The organism is Ferdinandcohnia sp. GQ5 (assembly GCF_059759275.1).
This window is the reverse complement of the sequence record NZ_JCAXEW010000010.1, coordinates 124,716-147,389: the sequence shown is the minus strand read 5'-3', so window position 1 is coordinate 147,389 and position 22,674 is coordinate 124,716. Positions and strand designations below refer to the sequence as shown.

General features: G+C 36.7%; 23 protein-coding genes. 5 read left to right on the top strand and 18 right to left on the bottom strand.

Annotation, left to right across the window (positions count from 1 at the left end):
* Nucleotides 1-2 precede the first annotated feature (2 nt).
* The 5 genes from AC6CHV_RS13950 (at nucleotide 3) to sigK (ending at nucleotide 4,719) form a co-directional block, all read left to right on the top strand.
* The gene (locus AC6CHV_RS13950) at nucleotides 3-1,316 is read left to right on the top strand and encodes a spore germination protein (protein WP_498079087.1); all 1,314 of its coding nucleotides are present in this window, start codon (nucleotides 3-5) and stop codon (nucleotides 1,314-1,316) included.
* A 3-nt stretch (nucleotides 1,317-1,319) separates the two neighbouring features.
* Nucleotides 1,320-2,429: a GerAB/ArcD/ProY family transporter gene (locus AC6CHV_RS13945; protein WP_498079073.1), complete on the top strand. Its 1,110-nt coding sequence runs from the start codon at nucleotides 1,320-1,322 to the stop codon at nucleotides 2,427-2,429.
* Complete coding sequence (locus AC6CHV_RS13940; protein WP_498079072.1) at nucleotides 2,404-3,660, top strand: Ger(x)C family spore germination protein; 1,257 nt, start codon at nucleotides 2,404-2,406, stop codon at nucleotides 3,658-3,660. The genes AC6CHV_RS13945 and AC6CHV_RS13940 overlap by 26 nt, the downstream gene beginning before the upstream one ends.
* Before the next feature lie 3 nt (nucleotides 3,661-3,663).
* Nucleotides 3,664-3,822, top strand: coding sequence for a hypothetical protein (locus tag AC6CHV_RS13935; RefSeq protein ID WP_165918189.1), 159 nt, complete (start codon nucleotides 3,664-3,666; stop codon nucleotides 3,820-3,822).
* Nucleotides 3,823-4,005: 183 nt separating this feature from the next.
* Entirely contained in the window at nucleotides 4,006-4,719 is a 714-nt protein-coding gene (gene sigK, locus AC6CHV_RS13930) for an RNA polymerase sporulation sigma factor SigK (protein ID WP_309099832.1), read from the top strand.
* Between the two features lie 465 nt (nucleotides 4,720-5,184).
* On the opposite strand, the gene AC6CHV_RS13925 is transcribed toward sigK, so the two are convergent.
* The 18 genes from AC6CHV_RS13925 to alaS all read right to left on the bottom strand — a co-directional run bounded on the left by AC6CHV_RS13925 (nucleotide 5,185) and on the right by alaS (nucleotide 22,635).
* Nucleotides 5,185-5,325, bottom strand: coding sequence for a YrzI family small protein (locus tag AC6CHV_RS13925; protein WP_121447284.1), 141 nt, complete (start codon nucleotides 5,323-5,325; stop codon nucleotides 5,185-5,187).
* Nucleotides 5,326-5,693: 368 nt separating this feature from the next.
* Nucleotides 5,694-5,924: a YrhC family protein gene (locus AC6CHV_RS13920; RefSeq protein ID WP_246006429.1), complete on the bottom strand. Its 231-nt coding sequence runs from the start codon at nucleotides 5,922-5,924 to the stop codon at nucleotides 5,694-5,696.
* A gap of 138 nt (nucleotides 5,925-6,062) precedes the next feature.
* A complete protein-coding gene (locus AC6CHV_RS13915; protein ID WP_498079071.1) occupies nucleotides 6,063-7,196 on the bottom strand; it encodes a bifunctional cystathionine gamma-lyase/homocysteine desulfhydrase in 1,134 nt (377 codons plus the stop codon).
* Nucleotides 7,197-7,198: 2 nt separating this feature from the next.
* Nucleotides 7,199-8,122, bottom strand: a complete 924-nt coding sequence (locus tag AC6CHV_RS13910) for a cysteine synthase (protein ID WP_498079070.1) — start codon at nucleotides 8,120-8,122, stop codon at nucleotides 7,199-7,201.
* A gap of 264 nt (nucleotides 8,123-8,386) precedes the next feature.
* On the bottom strand, nucleotides 8,387-9,091 hold the full coding sequence (gene mtnN / locus AC6CHV_RS13905) for a 5'-methylthioadenosine/S-adenosylhomocysteine nucleosidase (protein ID WP_121447287.1): 705 nt from the start codon (nucleotides 9,089-9,091) through the stop codon (nucleotides 8,387-8,389).
* A gap of 22 nt (nucleotides 9,092-9,113) precedes the next feature.
* The gene (locus AC6CHV_RS13900) at nucleotides 9,114-9,758 is read right to left on the bottom strand and encodes a methyltransferase domain-containing protein (protein ID WP_498079069.1); all 645 of its coding nucleotides are present in this window, start codon (nucleotides 9,756-9,758) and stop codon (nucleotides 9,114-9,116) included.
* 149 nt (nucleotides 9,759-9,907) lie between these two features.
* Nucleotides 9,908-10,666, bottom strand: coding sequence for a DUF1510 family protein (locus tag AC6CHV_RS13895; RefSeq protein ID WP_498079068.1), 759 nt, complete (start codon nucleotides 10,664-10,666; stop codon nucleotides 9,908-9,910).
* Nucleotides 10,667-10,755: 89 nt separating this feature from the next.
* A complete protein-coding gene (locus AC6CHV_RS13890; RefSeq protein ID WP_498079067.1) occupies nucleotides 10,756-12,531 on the bottom strand; it encodes a penicillin-binding transpeptidase domain-containing protein in 1,776 nt (591 codons plus the stop codon).
* 90 nt (nucleotides 12,532-12,621) lie between these two features.
* On the bottom strand, nucleotides 12,622-13,098 hold the full coding sequence (gene greA / locus AC6CHV_RS13885) for a transcription elongation factor GreA (RefSeq protein ID WP_099352177.1): 477 nt from the start codon (nucleotides 13,096-13,098) through the stop codon (nucleotides 12,622-12,624).
* 168 nt (nucleotides 13,099-13,266) lie between these two features.
* Entirely contained in the window at nucleotides 13,267-13,902 is a 636-nt protein-coding gene (gene udk / locus AC6CHV_RS13880; RefSeq protein ID WP_121447291.1) for a uridine kinase, read from the bottom strand.
* A gap of 1 nt (nucleotide 13,903) precedes the next feature.
* Complete coding sequence (locus AC6CHV_RS13875; RefSeq protein ID WP_498079066.1) at nucleotides 13,904-15,178, bottom strand: U32 family peptidase C-terminal domain-containing protein; 1,275 nt, start codon at nucleotides 15,176-15,178, stop codon at nucleotides 13,904-13,906.
* A gap of 204 nt (nucleotides 15,179-15,382) precedes the next feature.
* Nucleotides 15,383-16,312 carry a U32 family peptidase gene (locus tag AC6CHV_RS13870; protein WP_498079065.1) on the bottom strand — a complete coding sequence of 310 codons (930 nt, stop codon included), beginning with the start codon at nucleotides 16,310-16,312 and terminating at the stop codon, nucleotides 15,383-15,385.
* On the bottom strand, nucleotides 16,309-16,959 hold the full coding sequence (locus AC6CHV_RS13865; RefSeq protein ID WP_341330781.1) for an O-methyltransferase: 651 nt from the start codon (nucleotides 16,957-16,959) through the stop codon (nucleotides 16,309-16,311). Before AC6CHV_RS13865 ends, AC6CHV_RS13870 begins: the two co-directional genes overlap by 4 nt.
* 305 nt (nucleotides 16,960-17,264) lie before the next feature.
* A complete protein-coding gene (gene mltG, locus AC6CHV_RS13860; protein ID WP_498079064.1) occupies nucleotides 17,265-18,401 on the bottom strand; it encodes an endolytic transglycosylase MltG in 1,137 nt (378 codons plus the stop codon).
* A gap of 462 nt (nucleotides 18,402-18,863) precedes the next feature.
* A complete protein-coding gene (locus tag AC6CHV_RS13855) occupies nucleotides 18,864-19,151 on the bottom strand; it encodes a DUF1292 domain-containing protein (protein WP_341330779.1) in 288 nt (95 codons plus the stop codon).
* Nucleotides 19,152-19,165: 14 nt separating this feature from the next.
* Entirely contained in the window at nucleotides 19,166-19,582 is a 417-nt protein-coding gene (gene ruvX / locus AC6CHV_RS13850) for a Holliday junction resolvase RuvX (RefSeq protein ID WP_121447297.1), read from the bottom strand.
* 5 nt (nucleotides 19,583-19,587) lie between these two features.
* Complete coding sequence (locus AC6CHV_RS13845) at nucleotides 19,588-19,854, bottom strand: IreB family regulatory phosphoprotein (protein WP_010678229.1); 267 nt, start codon at nucleotides 19,852-19,854, stop codon at nucleotides 19,588-19,590.
* 147 nt (nucleotides 19,855-20,001) lie between these two features.
* Nucleotides 20,002-22,635 carry an alanine--tRNA ligase gene (gene alaS, locus AC6CHV_RS13840; RefSeq protein WP_341330778.1) on the bottom strand — a complete coding sequence of 878 codons (2,634 nt, stop codon included), beginning with the start codon at nucleotides 22,633-22,635 and terminating at the stop codon, nucleotides 20,002-20,004.
* Nucleotides 22,636-22,674: the final 39 nt, after the last annotated feature.

The window sequence follows — 22,674 nt, the reverse complement described above, 5'->3', positions numbered from 1 at the left end:
TTATTTCAACTATCACTGATATAAAAATGATTAGTAATCATATTCTAGAACCTTTGCTTAACAATCAAAGTCCATCTAAGGAAATACAGGACCTTATAGAAGTCCAATCATTTTCAAAAGTAAACAAAGTTCAAGATATTGTTATCGGTGCAAATCAAGGGAATGCAGTATTACTAATTGATGGTAAACCACATTCATTTATCATCGGTACCTCTGATTTTCAAAGTAGATCCGTTGAAAAAGCCGAAAATGAAGTTGTCATTAAGGGCCCAAAGGAAGCTTTTAACGAAAAGGTAGATACAAATATATCACTAATTCGAAAAAAGATTAGAAGTGAAAACTTAATCGTAGAGCAATCTACTATATCCAAACGATCTAATAATGAACTTTATATTCTATATATCAAGGATCTCGCCAACGACAAAATGGTCAAAAATATAAAAGAGAGAGTAAATTCATTGGATGTCGATGCAATCCAAAACCTTTCACTTTTAGAACAATATATTGAAGAAAGACCGAAATCAATCTTCCCTAGTCTCTTGTATACTGAAAGACCTGATCGTGCGTCTTCATTCTTAGAAGACGGATATATCGTGTTATTAATGAATAACTCACCTGCTGCATTAATATTGCCGACAACATTTTGGTCTTTTATTCATAACCCTGAAGATCATTATTTACGATTTATTTATGGTAATTTCATCCGAGTATTACGTGTATGTGCATTGTTTATTACTCTTTTCGCATCAGCTATTTATGTATCAGTAACGAATTACCATTCAGAAATGGTCCCCACTGATCTTTTATTAGCTATATCTGCAACTCGTGAAAAAGTTCCTTTCCCTGCACTTGTAGAAATATTAATGATGGAAATAGCTTTCGAACTTATTCGAGAAGCAGGACTTCGAGTCCCTAATCCTATCGGACCGACAATTGGGATTGTTGGGGCACTTATTTTAGGTCAGGCAGCTGTACAGGCGAACATTGTTAGCCCCATTGTAGTTATTGTTGTAGCTTTAGGTGGTCTTTGTTCATTTACACTAAGTGATGTAAGCATGAATTTTGCGATAAGAATTATACGTTTCATTATTATTCTTTCTGCTGGCCTATTTGGTATTTTTGGTATGACTGCTTTGTTTACTGTTGGGATGTTTTATATGGTTTCCTTAAAATCTTTTGGTGTTCCGTACTTATCTCCAATGTCACCAAAATACCTTTCATCTAAGGATACAATCATCAGACAGATTTTAAAGAGTGAAAGAATTCGTCCAGGTTATCTAAAGCCAAAAGACGTCATAAAAAAAGCTGAGGAATAAAAAATGGAGCAATCTAAAGGTAAAATTGGAATAAGAGAATTTGTTGCTATGGTAATCTTGGTTGTTGGTGTAAAGCTTTCTGATGATACCCCAGCCATTTTCGTAAACTATCTTAGTAACGCCTTATGGATGGCACCTATTATTATTGGGTTATTTTCTATTATTCCAATTTTTTTAACATTAAAAGTCATAACAGCCTACAAAAATAAAAATTTACATGACGTTATTATTCATCTATTTGGAAAATTTTTAGGAACCTTTCTTTCCTGTATTCTGGTCCTTTCGGGTCTTACTGGGCTCACTTTGGACTCTGCCATTTATGTTGATATTATTGGAACAATGTATTTTACAGAGACACCTATCTTAATCATTTATACTGTGCTAATGGCTGTTTGTGCTTATGGCGCAAACAAGGGCCTTGAACATATTGGAAGTGTTTCATGGCTAGTACTTTTCTATATAAAATTTTCACTGCTCATCGCCTTAATTTTATCGCTAAAAGAAAGTAGCTCTTCTTTCTTGTTTCCATTTTTCGGACCAGGGATTGTAGAAGTAGTAAAAAAGAGTACAACCCATGTATCTATTTTTGTAGAATTCTTTTATTTAGGATTAATTGCTCCCTACCTTGTATCAGCAAAAGCCTATAAAAAAGGAACCTGGATTGCATTTTCTATTGTGATTATTGAGATTACTATTTCATTTATCATCTATTTACTTGTTTTCGATTATGAGGGATTAAAAATGATTGATTATCCTTATCAAGAATTAATACGCTTAATTAGGGTAGGATTTTTAACAAATATTGAAACTTTTTTCTTTCCATTTTGGATAATTGCCTCATTTATTCGTTTTACAGTCTATTTATATTTAATTGCCATATTTATCGGGGGTATATGTAATATTAAAAATTTTGAATATCTAACACCCATTATAGCAACAATCGTTGTTATTTTCGGGATTGCACCAGAGGCGCCTACCTTCACAATCTTTAAGATAAGAGAAAATCTGATTAACATTCTGAGCCCTATGTTTCTTTTGCTTCCTTGTGTCATGTGGATAGTTGCAAAATTTAAAGGGGATTTGAAACATGAAAAAACAAGCCAAAAAAATTAGGCCATTCTTAATACTATTTATTTTATTTATGTTAGTCGGCTGCTGGGATATGGAGGAGATTGATCAAAGAGCTTATGTCCTTGGAATTGGTCTTGATAAATCAGATGTAAAAGGATTTATAGAAATCACTTATCTAATATCTAATCCAGAAGCTGGTTCAACGCAAGAAGGTGGAGGCTCAAGTGAACCAACACATGAAACAATTACATTCAATGCTTCAGATTTTATTCAATCACAAAATATCGCTAACGCTGTTATAGCGAAAGCTATTACATACGACATTTTAGACTTCTTTATTGTTTCAGAGGAGCTTGCAAAAGATAAGGATTTTGTTCGCTGGATGTATGATGCAACCAAGGACCGTGAAATTAGACGTGATTCAAAAATCATAGTTACGAAGGAAGAGGCAAAGACTTTTATTGATCAAAACAAACCAAAGCTTGAAACAAGAAGACACGAATATTTTGAGACAATGTTCGTCCATGCAACCGAAATTGGATTTATTCCAAATTCTAAGATACACAATTTTTTTAGAATAACCGAAGCAGATGCAGATCTATTTATTTCTGCCTATGCAACAACTGAGCAAGACAAAGTGACTGCCAAAAAAAACATGGATGCAAACTTCATAGCTGGAAACTTACATGTAACTGGTGATACTAACCCTGCCCAATTTCTTGGTTCTGCAGTCTTTAAAGAGGGACAAATGATTGGAAAATTATCAGTGGAGGAGACAAGGTTAACTCAATTGCTTAACAAAGAGGCAACTAACCCTAGCTTTTTGGTTTCTTTCCCAGATCCTTTTAAGAAAAATTATTATATTACATCACGCTTTATTCAAATAAACTCCCCTCAAATAACTATGGATGTATCAAAGCAAGCACCAAAAATCAAGGTGAATCTACCTCTCCAAGCAAAAATATTAACTGACCATAGTATGGTGAGTTATGCAGATAATGAGCAAAAAAGGAGCGAATTAAAGGATCACATCAAAAAAGGTTTTGAGCAAAGAATTAATAATCTGCTTAAACGTACGCAGGAGGAATTCAAAGCTGACCTCTTTGGTTTTTCCCTAGAAGCTAGGAAACAGTTCTTAACTATCCCAGAATGGGAGGATTATGATTGGATGAAATCCTATCCTGAAGCAGATATTAGCGTTAATGTCGATATCACTTTTTCTGAATTTGGGCGTCAGTCGGAATTACCAAGTTATGAAAGGATAAGAGATTAAGGTATGAATGCATTTATTTATTTGATGATGACTATTACCACTCTCTATGCAGTCGGGTTTTCCATTTCTCTTTGGAAAGATAAAAATAAACCTGGTTCCATCGTTGTTTTTGGATTAGCTTTAATTATTGCAATCGCACCATTTTTTACTATTATAAAGTAACTCGAAATATTTTAGGGCTGTTGGAGTATAAAAGATCGTCTTTTGTACTATCATCAGCTTTTTTACATTGGACAGACACAAGGAAGCATCTTTCCACATAACATTAAGTAAATGGGCAAACGCCTAGGGTAGTAGTGTAATGGATATGGATACATACACTACGATATATGTGGAGGTGAGCGAATGTCTGGACTTTTAGCAGCATTAGGTTATTTTGTAAAAGAATTATTATTTTTAGTATCCTATGTTAAGAACAATGCTTTTCCTCAACCGTTATCTTCTTCTGAAGAGAAGAAATACTTACAATTGTTGGCCGAGGGAAATGAACATGCTCGGAATGTGTTAATTGAACATAATCTACGGCTAGTCGCTCATATAGTAAAAAAATTCGAAAACACAGGTGAGGACACAGAGGATCTCATATCAATTGGGACTATCGGTTTGATTAAGGCAATCGAAAGCTATTCACAAGGAAAAGGAACGAAACTTGCAACGTATGCCGCGCGTTGTATAGAAAATGAGATTTTAATGCATTTGCGAGCCCTAAAAAAGACAAAAAAGGATGTATCTCTTCATGATCCAATCGGCCAGGATAAAGAAGGAAATGAAATTAGTCTAATTGATGTGTTAAAATCTGAAACGGAAGATGTGATTGAAACCATCCAATTAAATATGGAGCTTGAGAAGATTAAAGAATACATTGATGTCCTTGATGACCGGGAAAAGGAAGTAATTGTGGGCAGGTTCGGACTTGATTTAAAGAAGGAAAAAACCCAGCGTGAAATTGCTAAAGAACTTGGTATCTCAAGAAGCTATGTATCGCGGATTGAAAAGCGTGCATTAATGAAAATGTTCCATGAATTTTATCGCGCAGAAAAAGAAAAAAGAAGGACATAAAGTATAAGTGGACTGCAGGCTATGCAGTCCACTTTTTTTCTAATTTTTTATAATTCTACACTTACCTCTGTTCCAATAACAATGGCAATAACAGCTGTAATAACAACTCCCATAACGATCATAAACATAATTATCAACCTCCATAAAGGATGTACTTCTTACTTTTACTTTATCACTTAGGAACTGTGTAAACGTTATCCACTTTTGAACATTGTGTTAAAGAAATTTGACAAAATTAAGTCGGCAAAAAGGAGCGCCTCTTATGGCGCTCCTTTCAATTTATTGTTTATCTTTCTTTGAAAATAAAATGGTAAAAATCAGCACATGTACCGAAAGCATTCGAAACTCCTCCTATGATTTTAGTACGTTAGGTGGAATCCTTCTCCACAGATAACCAAGCTATAATCGGAAAATTTCTCATTAACATTTTCAACATTCCCCTTTCCTTTTCTTATTTTTGGTTGATTAAAATAAGCGTATCATTGAATATTGGCGTTCCTTCATTTCTTCCATATGTTTATTGACTTTTTCTTCATGTACATATTCCTCGATAGACTTTTCACGTTTTGAAATCGAGATTGTTAAGAAAAATAGATTGATGGTCATTATTGGCTCACCTCCTTTGTTCGTTAGCTTTACATTTAAAAACTTGTGCAGGAAAAATTGACACAAAAAGGCCACAGGTATACGAGTCCTGTGGCGTTAAGGCCATAATAAAGCCACAGGCATACTATTCCACCTGTGGCATGATTAACGTATCAATAAAATTAAAAATTAATCACCGGTTTGGTCGAATAGATTGTTTCATATGAAGTTGTAATATTTGTCATCGTCACTTTTACTTTCATCATTTTACTCGACCTCCTTTTGTCATTAATTTTTTCCTACTGTGGTAATTATAACCAATTAAGGTGCACATGTAAACACTTTTTTTGCAAAAAAATTCCTTCACCAAAAATTCAGGTGAAGGACTATTATTCTTCGAGTCGTTTTTTATATTTAATCACTAAAATAAAAAATGTAAATGACAAGCTTAAGAGAATGAGTGTAGAACCCATCATTGTATATAGTTGAAACGGAGAACGTCCCTCCGGAATGATAACGCCGATATATAAAAATACACTTAATACAAGAAGGATGTAACCGAAGTTTGTGTAGTCTTTGACTTTAGTACGCAGGTTCTTCATTTGTTTACTTTGTTCCATCATGTATCCACCTACCAATTTATTAAACTTCTACCCTATAATATCATAGCTTGATAGGTTGTTACGGATGTAAATATTAGCAGTTTGAATCACTGAAAAAAACCTCTAACCCATAAAAGGGCCAGAGGTTTATAATTTTTATCGCAAGCCTTGTTCGAGGTCTTCGATTAAGTCTTCAACATCTTCTAAACCAACAGAAATACGTACTAGCCCATCTCCAATGCCTAGTTCCGCACGGCGATCTGCTGGGATGGAGGCATGGGTCATTTTAGCTGGCACAGAAATCAAGCTTTCGACTGCACCTAAACTTTCCGCTAAGGTAAAGTATTTAACTTTACTTAATAGCTTATCTGCATTTTCTTCACTGCCAACATCAAAGGAAACCATTCCACCAAATCCTTTTGCTTGTTCTTTAGCAATGGCGTGATTTGGATGGGATTCAATCCCTGGATAATATACTTTATTAACCGCTGGATGGTTTTGAAGAAACTCAACTATTTTCTTCGTATTTTCCTCATGCTCTTCCATCCTTATTCCAAGTGTACGAATTCCACGAATTAATAACCAGGAATCCTGAGGACCAAGAACCCCTCCAGTTGAGTTTTGAACGAAATGTAATTCTTCACCCAGCTTAGCAGAGTTAACAACCGCAAGACCAGCTACTACATCGCTATGACCACCAATATATTTGGTAGCACTGTGTAAAACAATATCAGCACCAAGTGCAATTGGTGTTTGCCAATACGGTGTGCTAAACGTGTTATCAACGATAGTTAAGAGGTTATGTTTCTTTGCAATTGCTGAAGCCCCTTTAATATCGGTAATTTTTAATAAAGGATTTGTTGGAGATTCGATATAAATCGCTTTAGTATTTTCACGAATTTCACCTTCAATATTGTCCAGATTACTCGAATCAACAAAGGTTGAATCAATACCTAGTCGGTTAAGAACCTTTGTCATTATGCGATATGTTCCACCGTATACATCGTCTGTTAAAATGACATGGTCCCCGCTGTTAAATAACATCATTACGGCTGTAATCGCAGCCATACCAGAGCCAAATGCAAACCCTCTTTCTCCACCTTCAATATCCTTAATTAATTCTTCTAGTGCATGTCTGGTTGGATTTCCAGTTCTTGAATATTCAAAGCCTTTATGGCCTCCAATTCCTTCTTGTTTATATGTGCTAACCTGGTAGATAGGCGTATTAACCGCACCTGTCTGTGGATCCTCGCCAACTCCTCCATGAATAAGCATCGTTTTACGTTTCATCTTTAAATCCCACCTTGATATATTTTTTTACTTAAATAGCGTTCACTACTATCAGGAAAAATGACTAGAATATGTGATCCTGGCAGTGCCTTTTCTGACTCTACAAGAGCAGCATGAAGGGCTGCACCTGAAGAACTGCCGACAAGAAGCCCCTCCGAACGTGCTATTTCTTTCACTCGTCGGAACGCATCTTCATCAGATACAGTATGAATCGAGTCAAAATAGGATGTATCCATATAGCCTGGAAGAAATTCCATTCCAATTCCTTCTGTTTTATGTGGGCCTGATTCACCACCATTTAAGATTGAGCCCTCTGGTTCAACGATAACGGTCTTTATTGACTGTTTCTTTTCCTTTAAATACTTCGCAGTCCCCATAAAAGTACCACCAGTACCTGCTCCCGCTACGAAAATATCTATTTGTCCCTCAAGCTGTTGCCAAATCTCCGGTCCAATTGTTTTATAGTAGGTTTCAGGGTTCGCTGGGTTTGCGAATTGCTGTGGACAATAGGAATTTGGAATTTCATTAAGAAGCTCTTTTGCCTTTTCAATCGCACCAGTCATACCTGCCTCTGTTGGAGTATTGACGATAGTGGCCCCTAACGCCTTCATCAACTCTTGTTTTTCAACTGAAAACTTTTCAGGAACACAAAGAATCACATTTACATTACGATCGATTGCAGCAAGTGCAAGTCCAATCCCAGTATTGCCGGCAGTAGGCTCAATAATCGTTCCTCCTTCAGTTATCTGACCTGTAGCAAAGGCTTCTTGAAGAAGTTCAACTCCTAAACGATCTTTTATACTCCCGCCCGGATTAAAGAATTCGAGCTTTGCAAAAAGACGAACACCATTAGTTAATGGAAATTTCGTAATCTCAACAATCGGGGTATTTCCGATAAGCCCGTGAACATTTTGATACACTTGCATGTTAATTCACTCCGTTTTAATCAAATTCGCCTTGGCGAATTCCCGCCCAGATTTTAGGTCCACAGGAAAGTGGGTCATATAGACGTTGCCACAGGAAGTGGCGTTTTTAGTCTTTGATCTTACTGATTGATAATCTTCCATTGAAAATCTGTGGCATCCGCCAGGGCATAACTTTATTCAGCCTGTTACTGACTCTATTCAAAATATTGTAAAAATCATTATGGAATCAATTACTTTCAAAGGTCTAAGGTATCCTGAATAAAGTTATAAAGACTTATTAATCTGTTCTACTATTTTTTCAACCACGTTTGATGAATGTGCTGCTGCCGTTTGGAGGAATTGTTCAAACGATACATCAGACTCTTTACCTGCGATATCCGATAAAGCACGGATTACTACAAATGGTACTTTAAATTGGTGGCAAACTTGCGCTACAGCCGCTGCTTCCATCTCTACAGCATATAGATCACCAAACTTTTGACTTACAAATGAAACTCGCTCTGGATCATTCATGAAGGAGTCACCTGTTGCAATCAATCCTGTCACAACCTGTATATCTGTGATTCCTTCCGCACTTTTTTCAGCTAATTCGATTAGCTTTTCATCTGCTTTAAATGCAGCAGGCAATCCAGGAACTTGCCCATATTCATAGTTAAAAGCAGTTACATCCACATCATGATGTCTTACCTCTGAAGAAATGACAATATCTCCTACATTAAGCGTTTTTAAATGACCACCTGCAGAGCCTGTATTTACAACATAATCTGGTTTAAATTGCTGTAATAAGATAGTTGTAGATATAGCTGCATTAACTTTCCCAATTCCTGATTTTAATAAAATAACATCATACCCATTCAGCGTCCCGGTATAAAAAACACTTTCAGCAACTTTGGTTTCCTGTCTATTCTCAATTTTCTCTCTTAAAATTGCTACTTCTTCATCCATTGCTCCGATAATTGCTATCTTCATTAGTACGTATCACCTTTCGTATTTACTGTTTCGTTGCCTCCATGACCCATACAAAATGATTAAAACGTGTAAAATCAACAGTAAAGCCATTTTGCTCTGCAATTTCACGTAATACAGGAATAGTTGTGTAATATTCCGTCTCTAGATCTTTTGCAAGGTTATGAAAGCCATTTTGTTTTGCGGAATGAATCGTCATTGTATATTCTTGTTTATTCTCAAACATTGTATCCGCAAACACTATTTTACCACCTTTTTCAAGCAAGTTGCTATATTGTGAAATAGCTTGTTTTTTCTCGGTGTCAGTTAAGTGGTGAAATGCATACGTACTTACAATAGTATCAATCTGAGCAGCTGGCTTATTGAAAACAATAAAGTCTCCATCTTCTATTTCAAAAGCAAAGTTATGAAGCTTTTCTAATGCGATTTCCCGCATCGGCTTTGATGGTTCCACTCCATACACTTTTTTATTATCGTTAAGTAATTTTTGAGTGAGATTTCCTGTGCCAACACCAAACTCCAAAACAGCATGGCCAGATTTTTGTACAACATCATTTAAAATGTCATCATATCGTGAAAACACTTCTTTATATTCCACATCATGACCGGTCACAGTTGAATCATAGGATTCCGCCCAACCTTCAAAAACATCTAAAAATTCTCGTCCCATTTTTCTCACTCTCCGCAATTGATTATTATTCCTATAAGTATAGTATGAATTAAACAATGAATTGTTCTAAATTTAACATATTATACTGCTATTATCAATTATTAGTTGAGAAAACGGCACAAAAAAACGCAGGAATATCCTGCGTTTACTTAATCTTCATCCTCATCTGGTTCGTTTTCGTCTTCATCAGGTTCTGAAGTTTTATAGTTTTTATAAGTTTCACTGTCATTTTCTTTTAATTCTTCAATTTTAGTTGGTTTCCAGCCTTCGTTAGGAACCCAATCTAAATATACTTTAAGTACTTGTTTTGTTGTTTTTGATGAAACCGTAGCAGTTATCGAATTTCCACCATTTCTGCCAAGCCACCACACAACCATATCTGAGCGGTCAAAGCCAGTGGCATAGCTTGTAGCCATTTCCATTTCATTTCGGTCAACTGAATCAGGAGCGAAGTTCGTTGTATGTGGTTCTGCTTGTTCAGTACCGACAGGCTTCCAAGCAGAATTAACGATTGTTTTCACAATATTTGATTCAGGATCACCTTCTGTAATCACTTCAGATTCTTCCGATTCTGTTGTTTTTTGCTCTTCATTTTCTTCAGGCGATTCTTCTTTGGTGTCTTCTTTCGTTTGTTCATTTGTTTCGCCAGAAGTTTTCTCTGCTTCATTCTCTTTGTTGTCTGAAGGATCTGGAGCAGCTTTTCCATTATCATTTGACGGTTGGTTTGTCTGTTTGGAAGCTACTGAATCATCAACATTTTTATCACCAAAAATTAACTTTCCTCCAAAAAAGACGATCATAACAACCACAAGGACAATTAAAATATTTAAAATTCGATTTACCTTTTTTCTTTTCGCTCTTCTTTCAGATCGAGGCCCTTCATTCAGTTTGTTTATCTCATACCCCATATAATAGTACCTCCTAAAAACGACTATTAATCAGTAAACTATCTTCTTATTCTAGCATGTGTGAAAGAAAGGTTGAAGACATTTCTTTATCAGTCGCTTTGATTGGTACCTTTTTCCTGTTCCAATTGATATATCCCTTGTACAATTTCATAAAAAACAGTATTGGTTACAGATTTTGATCCTGGCTGTTCTAAATCGACGACGACAAGCGCGTACTTTGGTTTTTCAAATGGAAAATAACCTGCAAACCATTTATTTACAAGGACTGCATCACCTTGTTTTTTTCCTGTCTCAGCAGTACCAGATTTTCCGGCTACAGTATAGGGAAGTTGTGCGAACCTTTGTCCCGTTCCGGATAAAACCACTCCCCTTAATAATTCTTGAAGTTTACTTGCCGTATAAGGAGCGATTTTTGGTCCGTCCATATCCTGTTTCGAAAATGAGAATAGAGTTGTTCCGTTTTTATATAATACATCACTAACTGTACGAACTTCCTTTTTGGATCCGCCACGAGCAATAGTTGCCATCATATTTGCAATTCCCAATGGAGTTACTCTAACATCCTTTTGGCCAATTGCTGTTTGCGCAACTGCTTTTGCTACTTTTTTGTCACGTTCATCCGTCCAAATTCGACCATTGTATTCATTTGGTAGCTGCTTAAAATCTTGAAATCGGAATACATCCCCATTCCAACCAACTGGTCCAAGTAAACCAAGCATTTCTGAATACTGTTCAATAACGTTTTGGTCTTTTTGTATTAATTCTTGCGCGAGCTTAGCAAAGGTGAAATTACAGCTTTTTGCAAAGCTATCCTGAAAGTTCAGCATACCATGTGGGTATTCGGCTCGCCCTTCTCCGTACAAATCTTGGTCACAATTAAACATTCGATCGTTTGAGATTTGTTGATTTTCAATTGTAGCTGCGGCTATGACTGTCTTAAATACAGAACCAGGGAATTGTGGCATAATCATTTGATTTTCTGCAGAACCATCCCTAAATGGGTTTGATGAATTTATATCTGGTTTGCTCACCATAGCAAGTAAATCGTTAGATTCAATATCAAGAAGAACAATTCCACCCTTTTTCAAATCATGCTTATCAAGTATCTCTTCTGTTAACATCTGGAGGTCTCGATCAAGTGTTGTCTGAATAGCAACTGGATAATAAGGATTTGCAGGTGCTGTGTACTTTACATCAATACCGAATAAAGGTCCTCCATCGCCTGCTACGTGATATAAAAGCTTCGCTTCTCCTTCTGGTAATAAAAATTCATCAAACGTAGATTGTAAACCAGTGATACCTAGCTTTGTATTTTTCGGTAAATAGTTTTTCTCTGGATAACGTTTTTCAAACAACTCTCTGTTTTCCCGGATTAAACCGATTAAGTGTTCGGCGATTTCACTATCGAGTTCATATTGACGATGGACAGCAAATACACCAGGAATTTGGAGGTTATTGATATTATTCATTTGCGTTTCCGTTAATTCTATGGGTCTTTCTCCACCTACAATAACCGGTTTTTTCGCTTCATGGATTTCATTTTTTAGTTTTGAAGCAGGAATATTTACAATATCCGCCACTTCTTCAACTGGCCATTCAACGTTTTTTAAAAAAGGAAACAACACGAGTGTAGGATAATATTCATGAGTTAACGCCTTTTTATTTCGGTCAATAAATCTACCACGGCCTTGATCAATAACAAGTTCTTGAGTTCGTTGCGATACACTTGCCTCAATTAAATTCACATCTCGATCCGTAAATGATTCTGTACTTACTAGCTGTAATTGTATAAGCCTGCCCATTAATCCAGCTAAGCCTAACAGAATGAATATCAGAATTAGTACTGCTCGTCTTTTAATAGCCATAGAAAAAACACCTCGTCTACAGTTTCGACGAGGTGTCACACTATTTATACATATTAAAATGTTATAAAAAGTCCTAGTGCAATGTCAATACTAGTCAATCTTAGTGATTTCGACAAGCATTTCTCCACCTGGAGTTTGAACAGTTACCTTATCACCAACATGTTTACCTAAAAGGCTTTTGGCAATTGGAGAGTCATTTGAGATTTTTCCTTCAAATGGGTCTGCTTCTGCACTTCCTACAATTGTATATGTTTCTTCTTCACCATCTGGAAGTTCAATAAACGTCACAGATTTTCCTAGTGAAACACGGCCAGCACTGTCAGCGTCTTCTTCAATAATCTTTGCATTACGGATCATATTTTCAATTGTTGTAATACGTCCTTCAACAAATGCTTGTTCATCTTTCGCAGAGTCATACTCTGAGTTCTCTGAAAGATCCCCAAAGCTTCTTGCAATTTTAATGCGCTCAACTACTTCTTTGCGCTTAACTGTCTTTAAATGCTCTAATTCCTGCTCTAATTTTTGCTTTCCTTCTAATGTCATAGGAAATACTTTCTCTACCATAATCCCTTCACTCCTTGTAGTCGTTACAATCCCCCTGTGATTGCTTTTAAGTTAAAATATGTAGTACGATTTGTTTCTTTATTGTATGTAGGGAAAGGAATGGTAGAAAATTACCACCATTCCTTTCCTTATTGATTGTACTATCATAACACCTTTTTCTCTGTTATGTTATTACAAAATCACTTTTTGTTCAAGAATTGTTTGAATTTTTGTTACCATTAGGTCTATTGCAACGTGATTTTGTCCACCTTCGGGGATGATAATGTCTGCATATCTCTTCGTTGGTTCAATGAATTGATTATGCATCGGACGAACCACTGTTTCATACTGTTCGATAACAGAATCTAACGTACGGCCACGGTCTTTTATGTCACGTAGCATTCTTCGGATGATGCGGATATCGGCGTCCGTGTCAACATATAGCTTAATATCCATCAGATCGCGTAATCTTTCATCCTCAAGAACAAGAATTCCTTCTAAAATAATGACATCTTTAGGTTCAACATCGATCACTTCAGAAGACCTTGTATGAAATTTATAGTCATAAACTGGTTTTCTTATACCTTTATATTCAAGAAGATTTTTAATATGCTCAATGAGTAAATCATTGTCAAAAGCCAATGGATGATCATAATTTGTACTTAATCTATCTTCAAAAGGTATATCACTTTGATCTTTGTAATAGGAATCCTGCTCAATCATCATGATTGAATGGCCTCTAAAATGCTCATAAATGGCTTTGGAAACACTTGTTTTACCAGATCCTGAGCCCCCAGCAATGCCAATGACAATTGGCTTTCTGCTCATCTTACTTCCCCTTTCGCATCATGTTGTTTGGATAAACAGGCTTGTCCACTTTAAATGAAACAATTTGCAATGGATGTTTCGCAGCTTCTATTTCGTTTCCGTCCTCATCCCAAATCGTATCAACTGTTTGTGTAAAGTTGTCAATTTCAGGGCCGAAAAATTCAACCTGGTCTCCCTTTTTAAAGTAATTGCGCTGTTGTAACGTTACAATTCCTGATTCCTTCTCATAGTCTAACACGAGACCCGCAAAATCATAAGTTGTTTTTTTACTATGCATACCATACATTTGCTCTGATACACCAGGAACCCCTTCAAAGAAGGCAGGAGCCGTCTCACGATTTGCACATTTATCAAGCTCTTTAAGCCACTCTTCATCTATGACGAAATTATCTGGATCAGCACTATACGCATCGATAACTTTACGATAAACACTTACTACTGTTGCAATATAATGAATTGACTTCATTCGTCCTTCAATTTTCAAGCTATCAATTCCTAATTCAATCATGCGTGGAATCGATTCGATTAGCTTTAAATCTTTTGGACTCATTGCAAATGGAGCATCACTATCATCAAAAAGGGCTACTTCATTTTCATTTTCATCCAACTTAAATAAATCGTAATCCCAACGACATGATTGGCAACAACCACCACGATTCGAATCGCGGGCTGTCATATGATTACTTAATGTACAACGTCCAGAATAGGCAATACACATCGCACCATGAACAAAAGTTTCGATTTCAATATCGACCTTTTCCTTCATTTCTTTTATTTCTTCGGCACTTGTTTCACGCGCTAAAACAACACGTTCTAATCCCTCTTCTTTCCAAAATTGAACAGCCTTCCAGTTAGAAAGTGATTGCTGTGTACTTAAGTGTACTTCCATCTTTGGAGCCACTCGCTTGCACGTTTCAATAATAAGTGGATCTGCTACAATAATTCCAGATACTCCAGCATTTTCTAGTCCGACCAAGTATTCATCTAATCCATCTATATTTTCATTATGAGCAAATATATTTGTTGTAACATAGATTTTCGCACCATATTTTTTCGCAAATTCGACACCTTCTGCGATTTCTTCTAATGTAAAATTATCAGCATTTGAACGCAATCCATATTCTTGACCACCAATAAAAACAGCATCCGCCCCATAATGAACAGCAATTTTTAGTTTTTCAAGGTTACCTGCTGGAGCAAGCAATTCAGGTTTTTTAACAATTACACGTTTGCCGTCTACTATTTTTGAAATAGGTTCTTTCACAACTGCTGTCATACAATATCCTCCTTTATCACTTTATATCAAATGCGCCTTGGCATATTGCGCCCAGATTTTAGGCCCACAGGAAGTGGGTCATAAAGACGTTGCCACAGGAAGTGGCGTTCTTAGTCTTTGATCTTACTGCTAGAAAAACTTCCTTTAAAAATCGCATGTCTCCGCCGGAGGCTCTAGCTTTATTCAGTCTTCTAATGAATAAAGTTAGTAAACTGTTTCTTTAAAATAGAAACCTGTATCTAGTGGTCGATTAGTTGGTTGAAGTTTCTCAAGTTTCGTTAATAATTCATCCTTGATATCTTCATACTCATCACGATTTTCGACACATAAGTCTATTGCTTTTCGATAGATTTTTGTAACCTCAATCAGATACTCTGTTGATTTTAAAATCCCCTCAATTTTAAAGCTATCTACACCAGCATCAATCATTTCTTCCAGTTCATCGACAATACACACATCATTTGGGCTCATGATATGAGTGCCATTTTCGTCTTCAAAAATAGGATATTTATTACCGCGCTCTTCATCAAATAGAAACATATCTTTTTCTTTTTTGCGATTTTCAATTTCCATTACATTGCCTTGATATTCGAAATAGTTTCCGACTAAGGAACGCTTCGATTGGAACATGCACATCATTCCATGTACTTGAACTTCAATTTCAACTTCTGCATTGTCCTTAATTTCAACAATTGCATCCATATTTAACTCACGTGCTAGAACTGCACGCTTTGAGCCTTTTCTGCCCCAGTAATTGCATGTATACCAATTTGTCGCTGTTGTTTCAGTATTCCAGTGAAGTTTCATTTCTGGTGCAACCTCTTTAACAGTCATCAGTACGGCAGGGTCACCAAAAACAATCGCATCAACATTGCTATCACGTAGAAACGCAACATAGTCTCCTAACTCAGGGACCTTTTCATTGTGGAAAAGAGCATTCATTGCAATATATATTTTAGCGTCATGTGCATGAGCAACCTCAACTGCTTTTACTATTTCCTCCCGGTTAAATTCACCTGCAAGACGTAAGCCGTATCGTTGTTCACCAATAATAAATGCTGTAGCACCAGCATTTATCAGTGGTTCAATATCTTCTACACATGTAGGAGTCACCAGCAACTCTGGTTTCTTCATTCCGTTACACCTCTTCTTTTACTTAATGCAACCCCATCCCCAACAGGTAAGATAGTAGTCAGATAATCTGGGTGTGCAAGGAGCCATTCATTATAGGATTTAATTTTTGTAACAAGATTTCTTATTCTTTTACTCTCAATTTGTTCCTCTGCAACAAGCCCTTTAAATAGTACATTATCCGTTACAATTAAACCATCCTTTGAAAGGCATTTTTCATAGATGTCAAAAAAATGTCGATATTGCCCTTTAGCAGCATCGATAAAAATGCAATCAAATTCCCCATGTTTCTTTACTTCTTCAGCAGCTTCAAGAGCATCCCCGAAAATCACTTCAATTTGTGAGCCTGTCCTTGTTCGTTCAATATTTTCAAGGGCTTTTTCGTATCTTTCTAGATCCCTTTCAATAGTGACAATTTTTGTCTTTGGAAGTGCCTGAGCCATTCGAATCGCAGAATAGCCGATTGCTGTTCCAATTTCTAAAATTTGCTTTGGCTCAGATATACGCAATATTTGAAGCATTGTTTCAATGCCTACTAGTTCCATAATTGGTACATTGTTTTCTTTTGCATATTGTTCAATTTCTTCAATGATTTCGTCTCTTTTTGGAAATAGATCTTCTAGATAATTGGTTATTTTGCTTGATAACAAGAAAAAAACCTCCATTTCAGTATGGTGGTATTGGTTAAAAAGTGCAGTCATTTGTTTTTGTATACCTAATCAAATACGCATTGGCGTATTTGCGCCAGAGTTTTTCGAGCATGCTCGAAAAACTTCCTTTGAAAAATCTTTGCATCCGCCGGAGGCTAATTTTATTCAGTCCGTGTTATAACCCACAAGAAGGTTTTTAACTAATACTTAATCCCACTATAAATGAGAGTGATATCTACTGAATAAAGTTCCAACTTATTTTACCATAAAGAAAAAGGGAACGCCATATTGGGTTCCCTAGTAAGTTATTCTTGATTGGTTATATACTGTGCTTTTTTAGCGTTATGCTCTTCTAATGTCTTGGAGTAATACACTTCTCCTGTTGGAGCGGCTAAGAAATATAAATAATCAGTCTCTGCAGGATTTAAGGCAGCTGATAAGGATGATTCACCGGCATTTGCAATTGGTCCAGGTGTTAAACCTTGGTTTTTATATGTGTTGTATGGCGAGTTCACTTCAAGATGATCATATAGGACACGTTTTTTATGTTCTCCTAATGCATAAAGAACAGTAGGGTCGGTCTGAAGTGGCATTCCATCATCTAGACGATTATAAAATACGCTGGAAATTTGCTCACGGTCTGTTTGTGCCGTTGCCTCTTCTTCTATTAATGACGCCATGGTTAATAGTTTATGAGTAGAATCAATGTAGTTGTTCCCTTCCATTAGCCCTACGTATTTCACTAGGATTTTATCCGTTTGTTCTAGCATGGTTTCGACTATGGATTCAATTGAAGGTTTTTTCTCATAAAATGAATACGTTGCTGGGAATAAATAACCTTCTAGTGGATGTTTAATATCCTTGTTTAAAATTTCATCCGATAGTGTATTTGGAAACCTGCTAATCAAGTCTTTAACATAGGCAGGGTCATCGACCTTTTCCATGATCTCTTCCTGAGTATAACCGGTTTGCTCCGCAATAATTGTTGCAATTTCTTCAAGTTGTTTTCCTTCTGGTATCACTAGTTTAAAAGCTGCTTCTCCCATAAGGATTCCTGATTTCAGACTTTCAATGATTTGGTCAAAATTCATAGATTGATTAAATGTATATTCGCCAGCCTGAAAACCTGATACATTTTTAAATTTTGTGTAATAACGAAAAACTTTTGCGTGTTTCACAATATTATTTTCTTCAAGGATTCTTGCAATCGCTGTTGGCGACGAACCAATTGGTATAGTTACTTCGATTGGTTCCTTATTCGTAGGGTCAACAGGCTCAAGTGCTGATTTTATATATAAATAGCCTCCGCCAATTATTCCAGATAAAACTACTAATATAACGATAAATACGATAAACACAATTTTACGGATTGTTTTGGCTTCTCTATGCCGTTCTTGCAGATTCTTTTTATATAAATCCTTTTTCGATTCGTTATCAGACATATATCGAAAATCCTCCCCTCACTCGAATTATTATACTACATTTTTTTATCTAATTCGTCAATTTTAGGGAGAATTCACTATATTTTTGCAGTTTTTTCTAAAAATTTCGTGCATTTTTAGGTATCAATTGAAATTTTTTAAGCCATAAGTTGGAGAAAAACATAGACTGCCTTTGCAGGTTTTTTTTGTCTTTGACGCCGTTGATCTTCACTGCAGGCGGCCGCTTTCCGCGGGCGTGACTTGAGCCTCCTTGTCGCATACGCTCCTGCGGGGTCTCAAGTTTCACGCTTTTCACGCTGGACATTGAATTTGCTTCTTTGAAATAACCCACGCACGAAGAAAATGTGAATACATTTTCGAGGAGTCGCCGCCTTCCGCTTCAATCAACTTTGTTTGCATATCTTATAAAAGCAACAAATAATTAGAAAGGAGCCAAAAGAAAAAAACAGCCCGAGGCTGTTTTTATTCTTCTCCTTCTTCATCAAGGAATGTATTTAACATTTCTTCGACAAGGTCCCATTCTTCTTCCGTTTCGATTGGTTTTAGTTCACCATCTTCTCCGTCTTCAGAAGGGCTGAAGCTTGATGCATGAATTTCGATGTCTTCATCATCTTCATTTTCATCACTTACAGGATAGTAAAGGACGTATGATTTTCCAAATTCTTCTGATTCGAATGTAAATAAAACCTCACAAAGAATTTCATTTCCTTGCTCGTCAATTACTGTTATTTGCTTTTCACCATGTTCCATTTTAATCCACCTCATTAATTTTTACTATCTAGATACCCCTGGAGGATCATGACTGCAGCCATTTTATCAATGACCTGCTTTCTCTTTTTTCGACTTACATCCGCTGATAATAGGACACGTTCAGCTGCTACTGTTGAGAGACGCTCGTCCCACAATACAACAGGCAAACCGAATTTCTCTTGTACCATATCCGCATAGTATTGACTGGCTTCACCACGTGGTCCAATAGTTCCATTCATATTCTTAGGTAAACCAATCACAACAGATTCTACTTTATATTCCTTGATAATTTCACCAAGTCTTTCTAAGCCAAACTGCTGTCGTTCTTCATTTATCTTGATTGTTTCAATGCCTTGAGCAGTCCAGCCCATTTCATCACTAACGGCGACACCGACTGTTTTAGAGCCGACGTCCAAACCGAGAATCCTCATTCGTTTTACCCCTCACGATGGATCTTTAAATACGACTTAACTAACTCCTCGATTATTTCATCTCGTTCAAGCTTTCGGATAATATTCCTTGCATCATTATGACGTGGAATGTATGCAGGATCTCCGGATAACAAGTATCCTACAATTTGATTAATTGGATTATATCCTTTTTCTTGAAGAGCATCATAAACATTGAATAATACTTCATTTACATTTGTTTCAACTGGTTCCTCTGGAAAGTTGAATTTCATCGTTTTATCAAATGAGCTCAAGTTTTGCACCTCACTCTTTAGATTCTGGTGTCCGCATCCGTACATGTAAATCTTACCACTCATTGTACACTAATCACAACTAAATAGAAACAAGAAGTGACATTTTGTATCATACTTTTGTGACAGTATGATACAAATTCACTTATTTTAGATACTTTTTACCCATTCTTCTACAAATTGTAGTGCGGATTCAAGTTGTTCTGGATTTTTACCACCCGCTTGCGCCATATCAGGTCGGCCACCACCGCCCCCACCACAACGAGTTGCTACTTCCTTAATTAATTTTCCGGCATGGAAACCTTTTTCAATTAAGTCTTTTGTTACACCAGCCGTTAAGTTTACCTTGTCTTCGTTTACAGAACCTAAGACAATTACTGCTGACCCAAGCTTTTGCTTTAAGTCATCTACCATTGCACGAAGATTATTCATATCTTGGGCATTTACCTTACTATATAAAACAGTTGCGCCATTAATTTCTTTCGCTTTTTCAACCAGGCTTCCAGCTTCTATATTGCCAAGTTTTGCTGAAAGTGATTCATTTTCACGATGCAAATTGCGAATTTCAAGTTGTAATGCTTCAATACGACTTGGAACTTCTGCAGGCTTTGTTTTTAATAGGCTAGCAACTTCCTGTAGCATTTTTACTTGGTCATTGATTACATGATATGCCGCTTCACCAGTTACAGCTTCAATACGGCGTGTACCTGCGCCTATTCCGGACTCAGAAACGATTTTGAATAACCCGATAGTTGATGTATTTGGTACATGACAACCACCACAAAGCTCTAAACTATAGTCACCAACCTGAACAACACGAACGATGTTGCCATATTTTTCACCGAATAGGGCCATTGCTCCCATTGCTTTTGCCTCAGCTAGAGATTTATTGTCAATATTAACTGGGATGCTGCTCCACACTTTTTCATTCACAATCGCTTCAATTTGCTCAATCTCGGCTTGCTTAATTTGACCAAAATGAGAGAAGTCAAAACGTAAACGATTAGATGTCACAAGTGAACCCGCTTGGTTTACGTGCGCACCGAGCACATCTTTTAATGCTTGATGTAACAAGTGAGTTGCCGTGTGGTTTTTAATAACACCCGAACGATTCTCTTGGTCAACCTTCGAATGAAGCTTGTCACCTTTTGTTAAACTTCCTTTTTCAACAACTACCCGATGAAGGTTTTGTCCATTAGGCGCTTTTTGAACGTCTTTTACAACTAGTTTTGTATTTTCGTTTTCAACTGTACCTCCATCCGCGATTTGTCCACCACTCTCAGCGTAAAAAGGTGTTTGGTCTAAAATAAGTTGAATTTCGTCACCTTCATTTGCCTTCTCCACCATTTCTCCGTCTTTTACGATGACAAGAACGGTTGATTCAGCTTCAAGTTCATCATACCCAACAAATGTACTTTCAACTTTAATTTCACCAAGAACCCCGCTTTGGACCTGCATGGAATCAACATCTTGACGAGCAGATCTTGCTCGTTCACGTTGACTTTCCATTTCACGCTCAAAGCCGTTGTGGTCGACTTTCATACCTTCTTCTTCAGCGTATTCCTCAGTTAATTCAACAGGGAAACCATACGTATCATATAAACGGAAGACATCTGCACCTGAAATAATGTTACTGCCTTTTGCTTTTTCCTTTTGAATAACAGTTGATAGTATTGCTAATCCATCATGTAAAGTTTCGTGGAAGCGTTCCTCTTCTGTTTTCACGACTTTCTGAATAAATTCAGTCTTCTCTTTAACTTCCGGATAAAAATCAACCATAATCTCCCCAACAACTGGAACGAGTTCATACATGAACGGACGGTTGATGGATATTTGTTTTGCATAACGTACAGCGCGTCTTAATAAGCGTCTGATTACATAACCTCGACCTTCATTGGAAGGAAGCGCCCCATCACCTACTGCAAATGTAACTGTACGGATGTGGTCAGCAATAACTTTAAATGCTTCATCCTTTTCTTTTGATTGACGATATTTTTCACCTGAAATGGATTCAGTTGCCTCTATAATCGGCATAAATAGATCTGTGTCAAAGTTCGTAGGCACGTTTTGAATAACAGAGCACATTCTTTCAAGACCCATTCCTGTATCAATATTCTTTTTTGGTAGTGGTGTATAAGAACCATCTGGATTATGATTAAATTGTGAGAACACAAGGTTCCAGATTTCTAAATATCGCTCATTTTCTCCACCTGGATATAATTCTGGATCATTCGGGTCGTTTCCAAATTCTTCACCTCTGTCAAAGAAGATTTCTGTATTTGGACCACTTGGACCTTCACCGATATCCCAAAAGTTTCCTTCAAGACGAATGATTCGCTCCTCAGGAATTCCTATCTTTTTATTCCAAAGCTCAAACGCTTCATCATCCTCAGGATGAATCGTAACAGAAAGCTTCTCTGGGTCAAAGCCAATCCAGTCTTTGCTTGTTAAAAATTCCCACGCCCATTCAATTGCTTCCTCTTTGAAATAATCACCAATGGAAAAATTCCCTAGCATTTCAAAGAAAGTATGGTGGCGTGCTGTTTTTCCAACATTTTCAATGTCATTTGTACGAATCGATTTTTGTGCATTACAAATTCTTGGATTTTGAGGGATTACACGTCCATCAAAATATTTTTTTAAAGTCGCAACACCACTATTAATCCATAGTAAGGACGGATCTTCATGTGGAACTAAGGAAGCACTTGGTTCTATTGCATGCCCCTTTGATTGGAAAAAATCCAAAAACATTTGGCGAACTTGAGCTGATGTTAACTGTTTCATTTCATTACCTCCAATTACATTTTAGACATAAAAAAATAC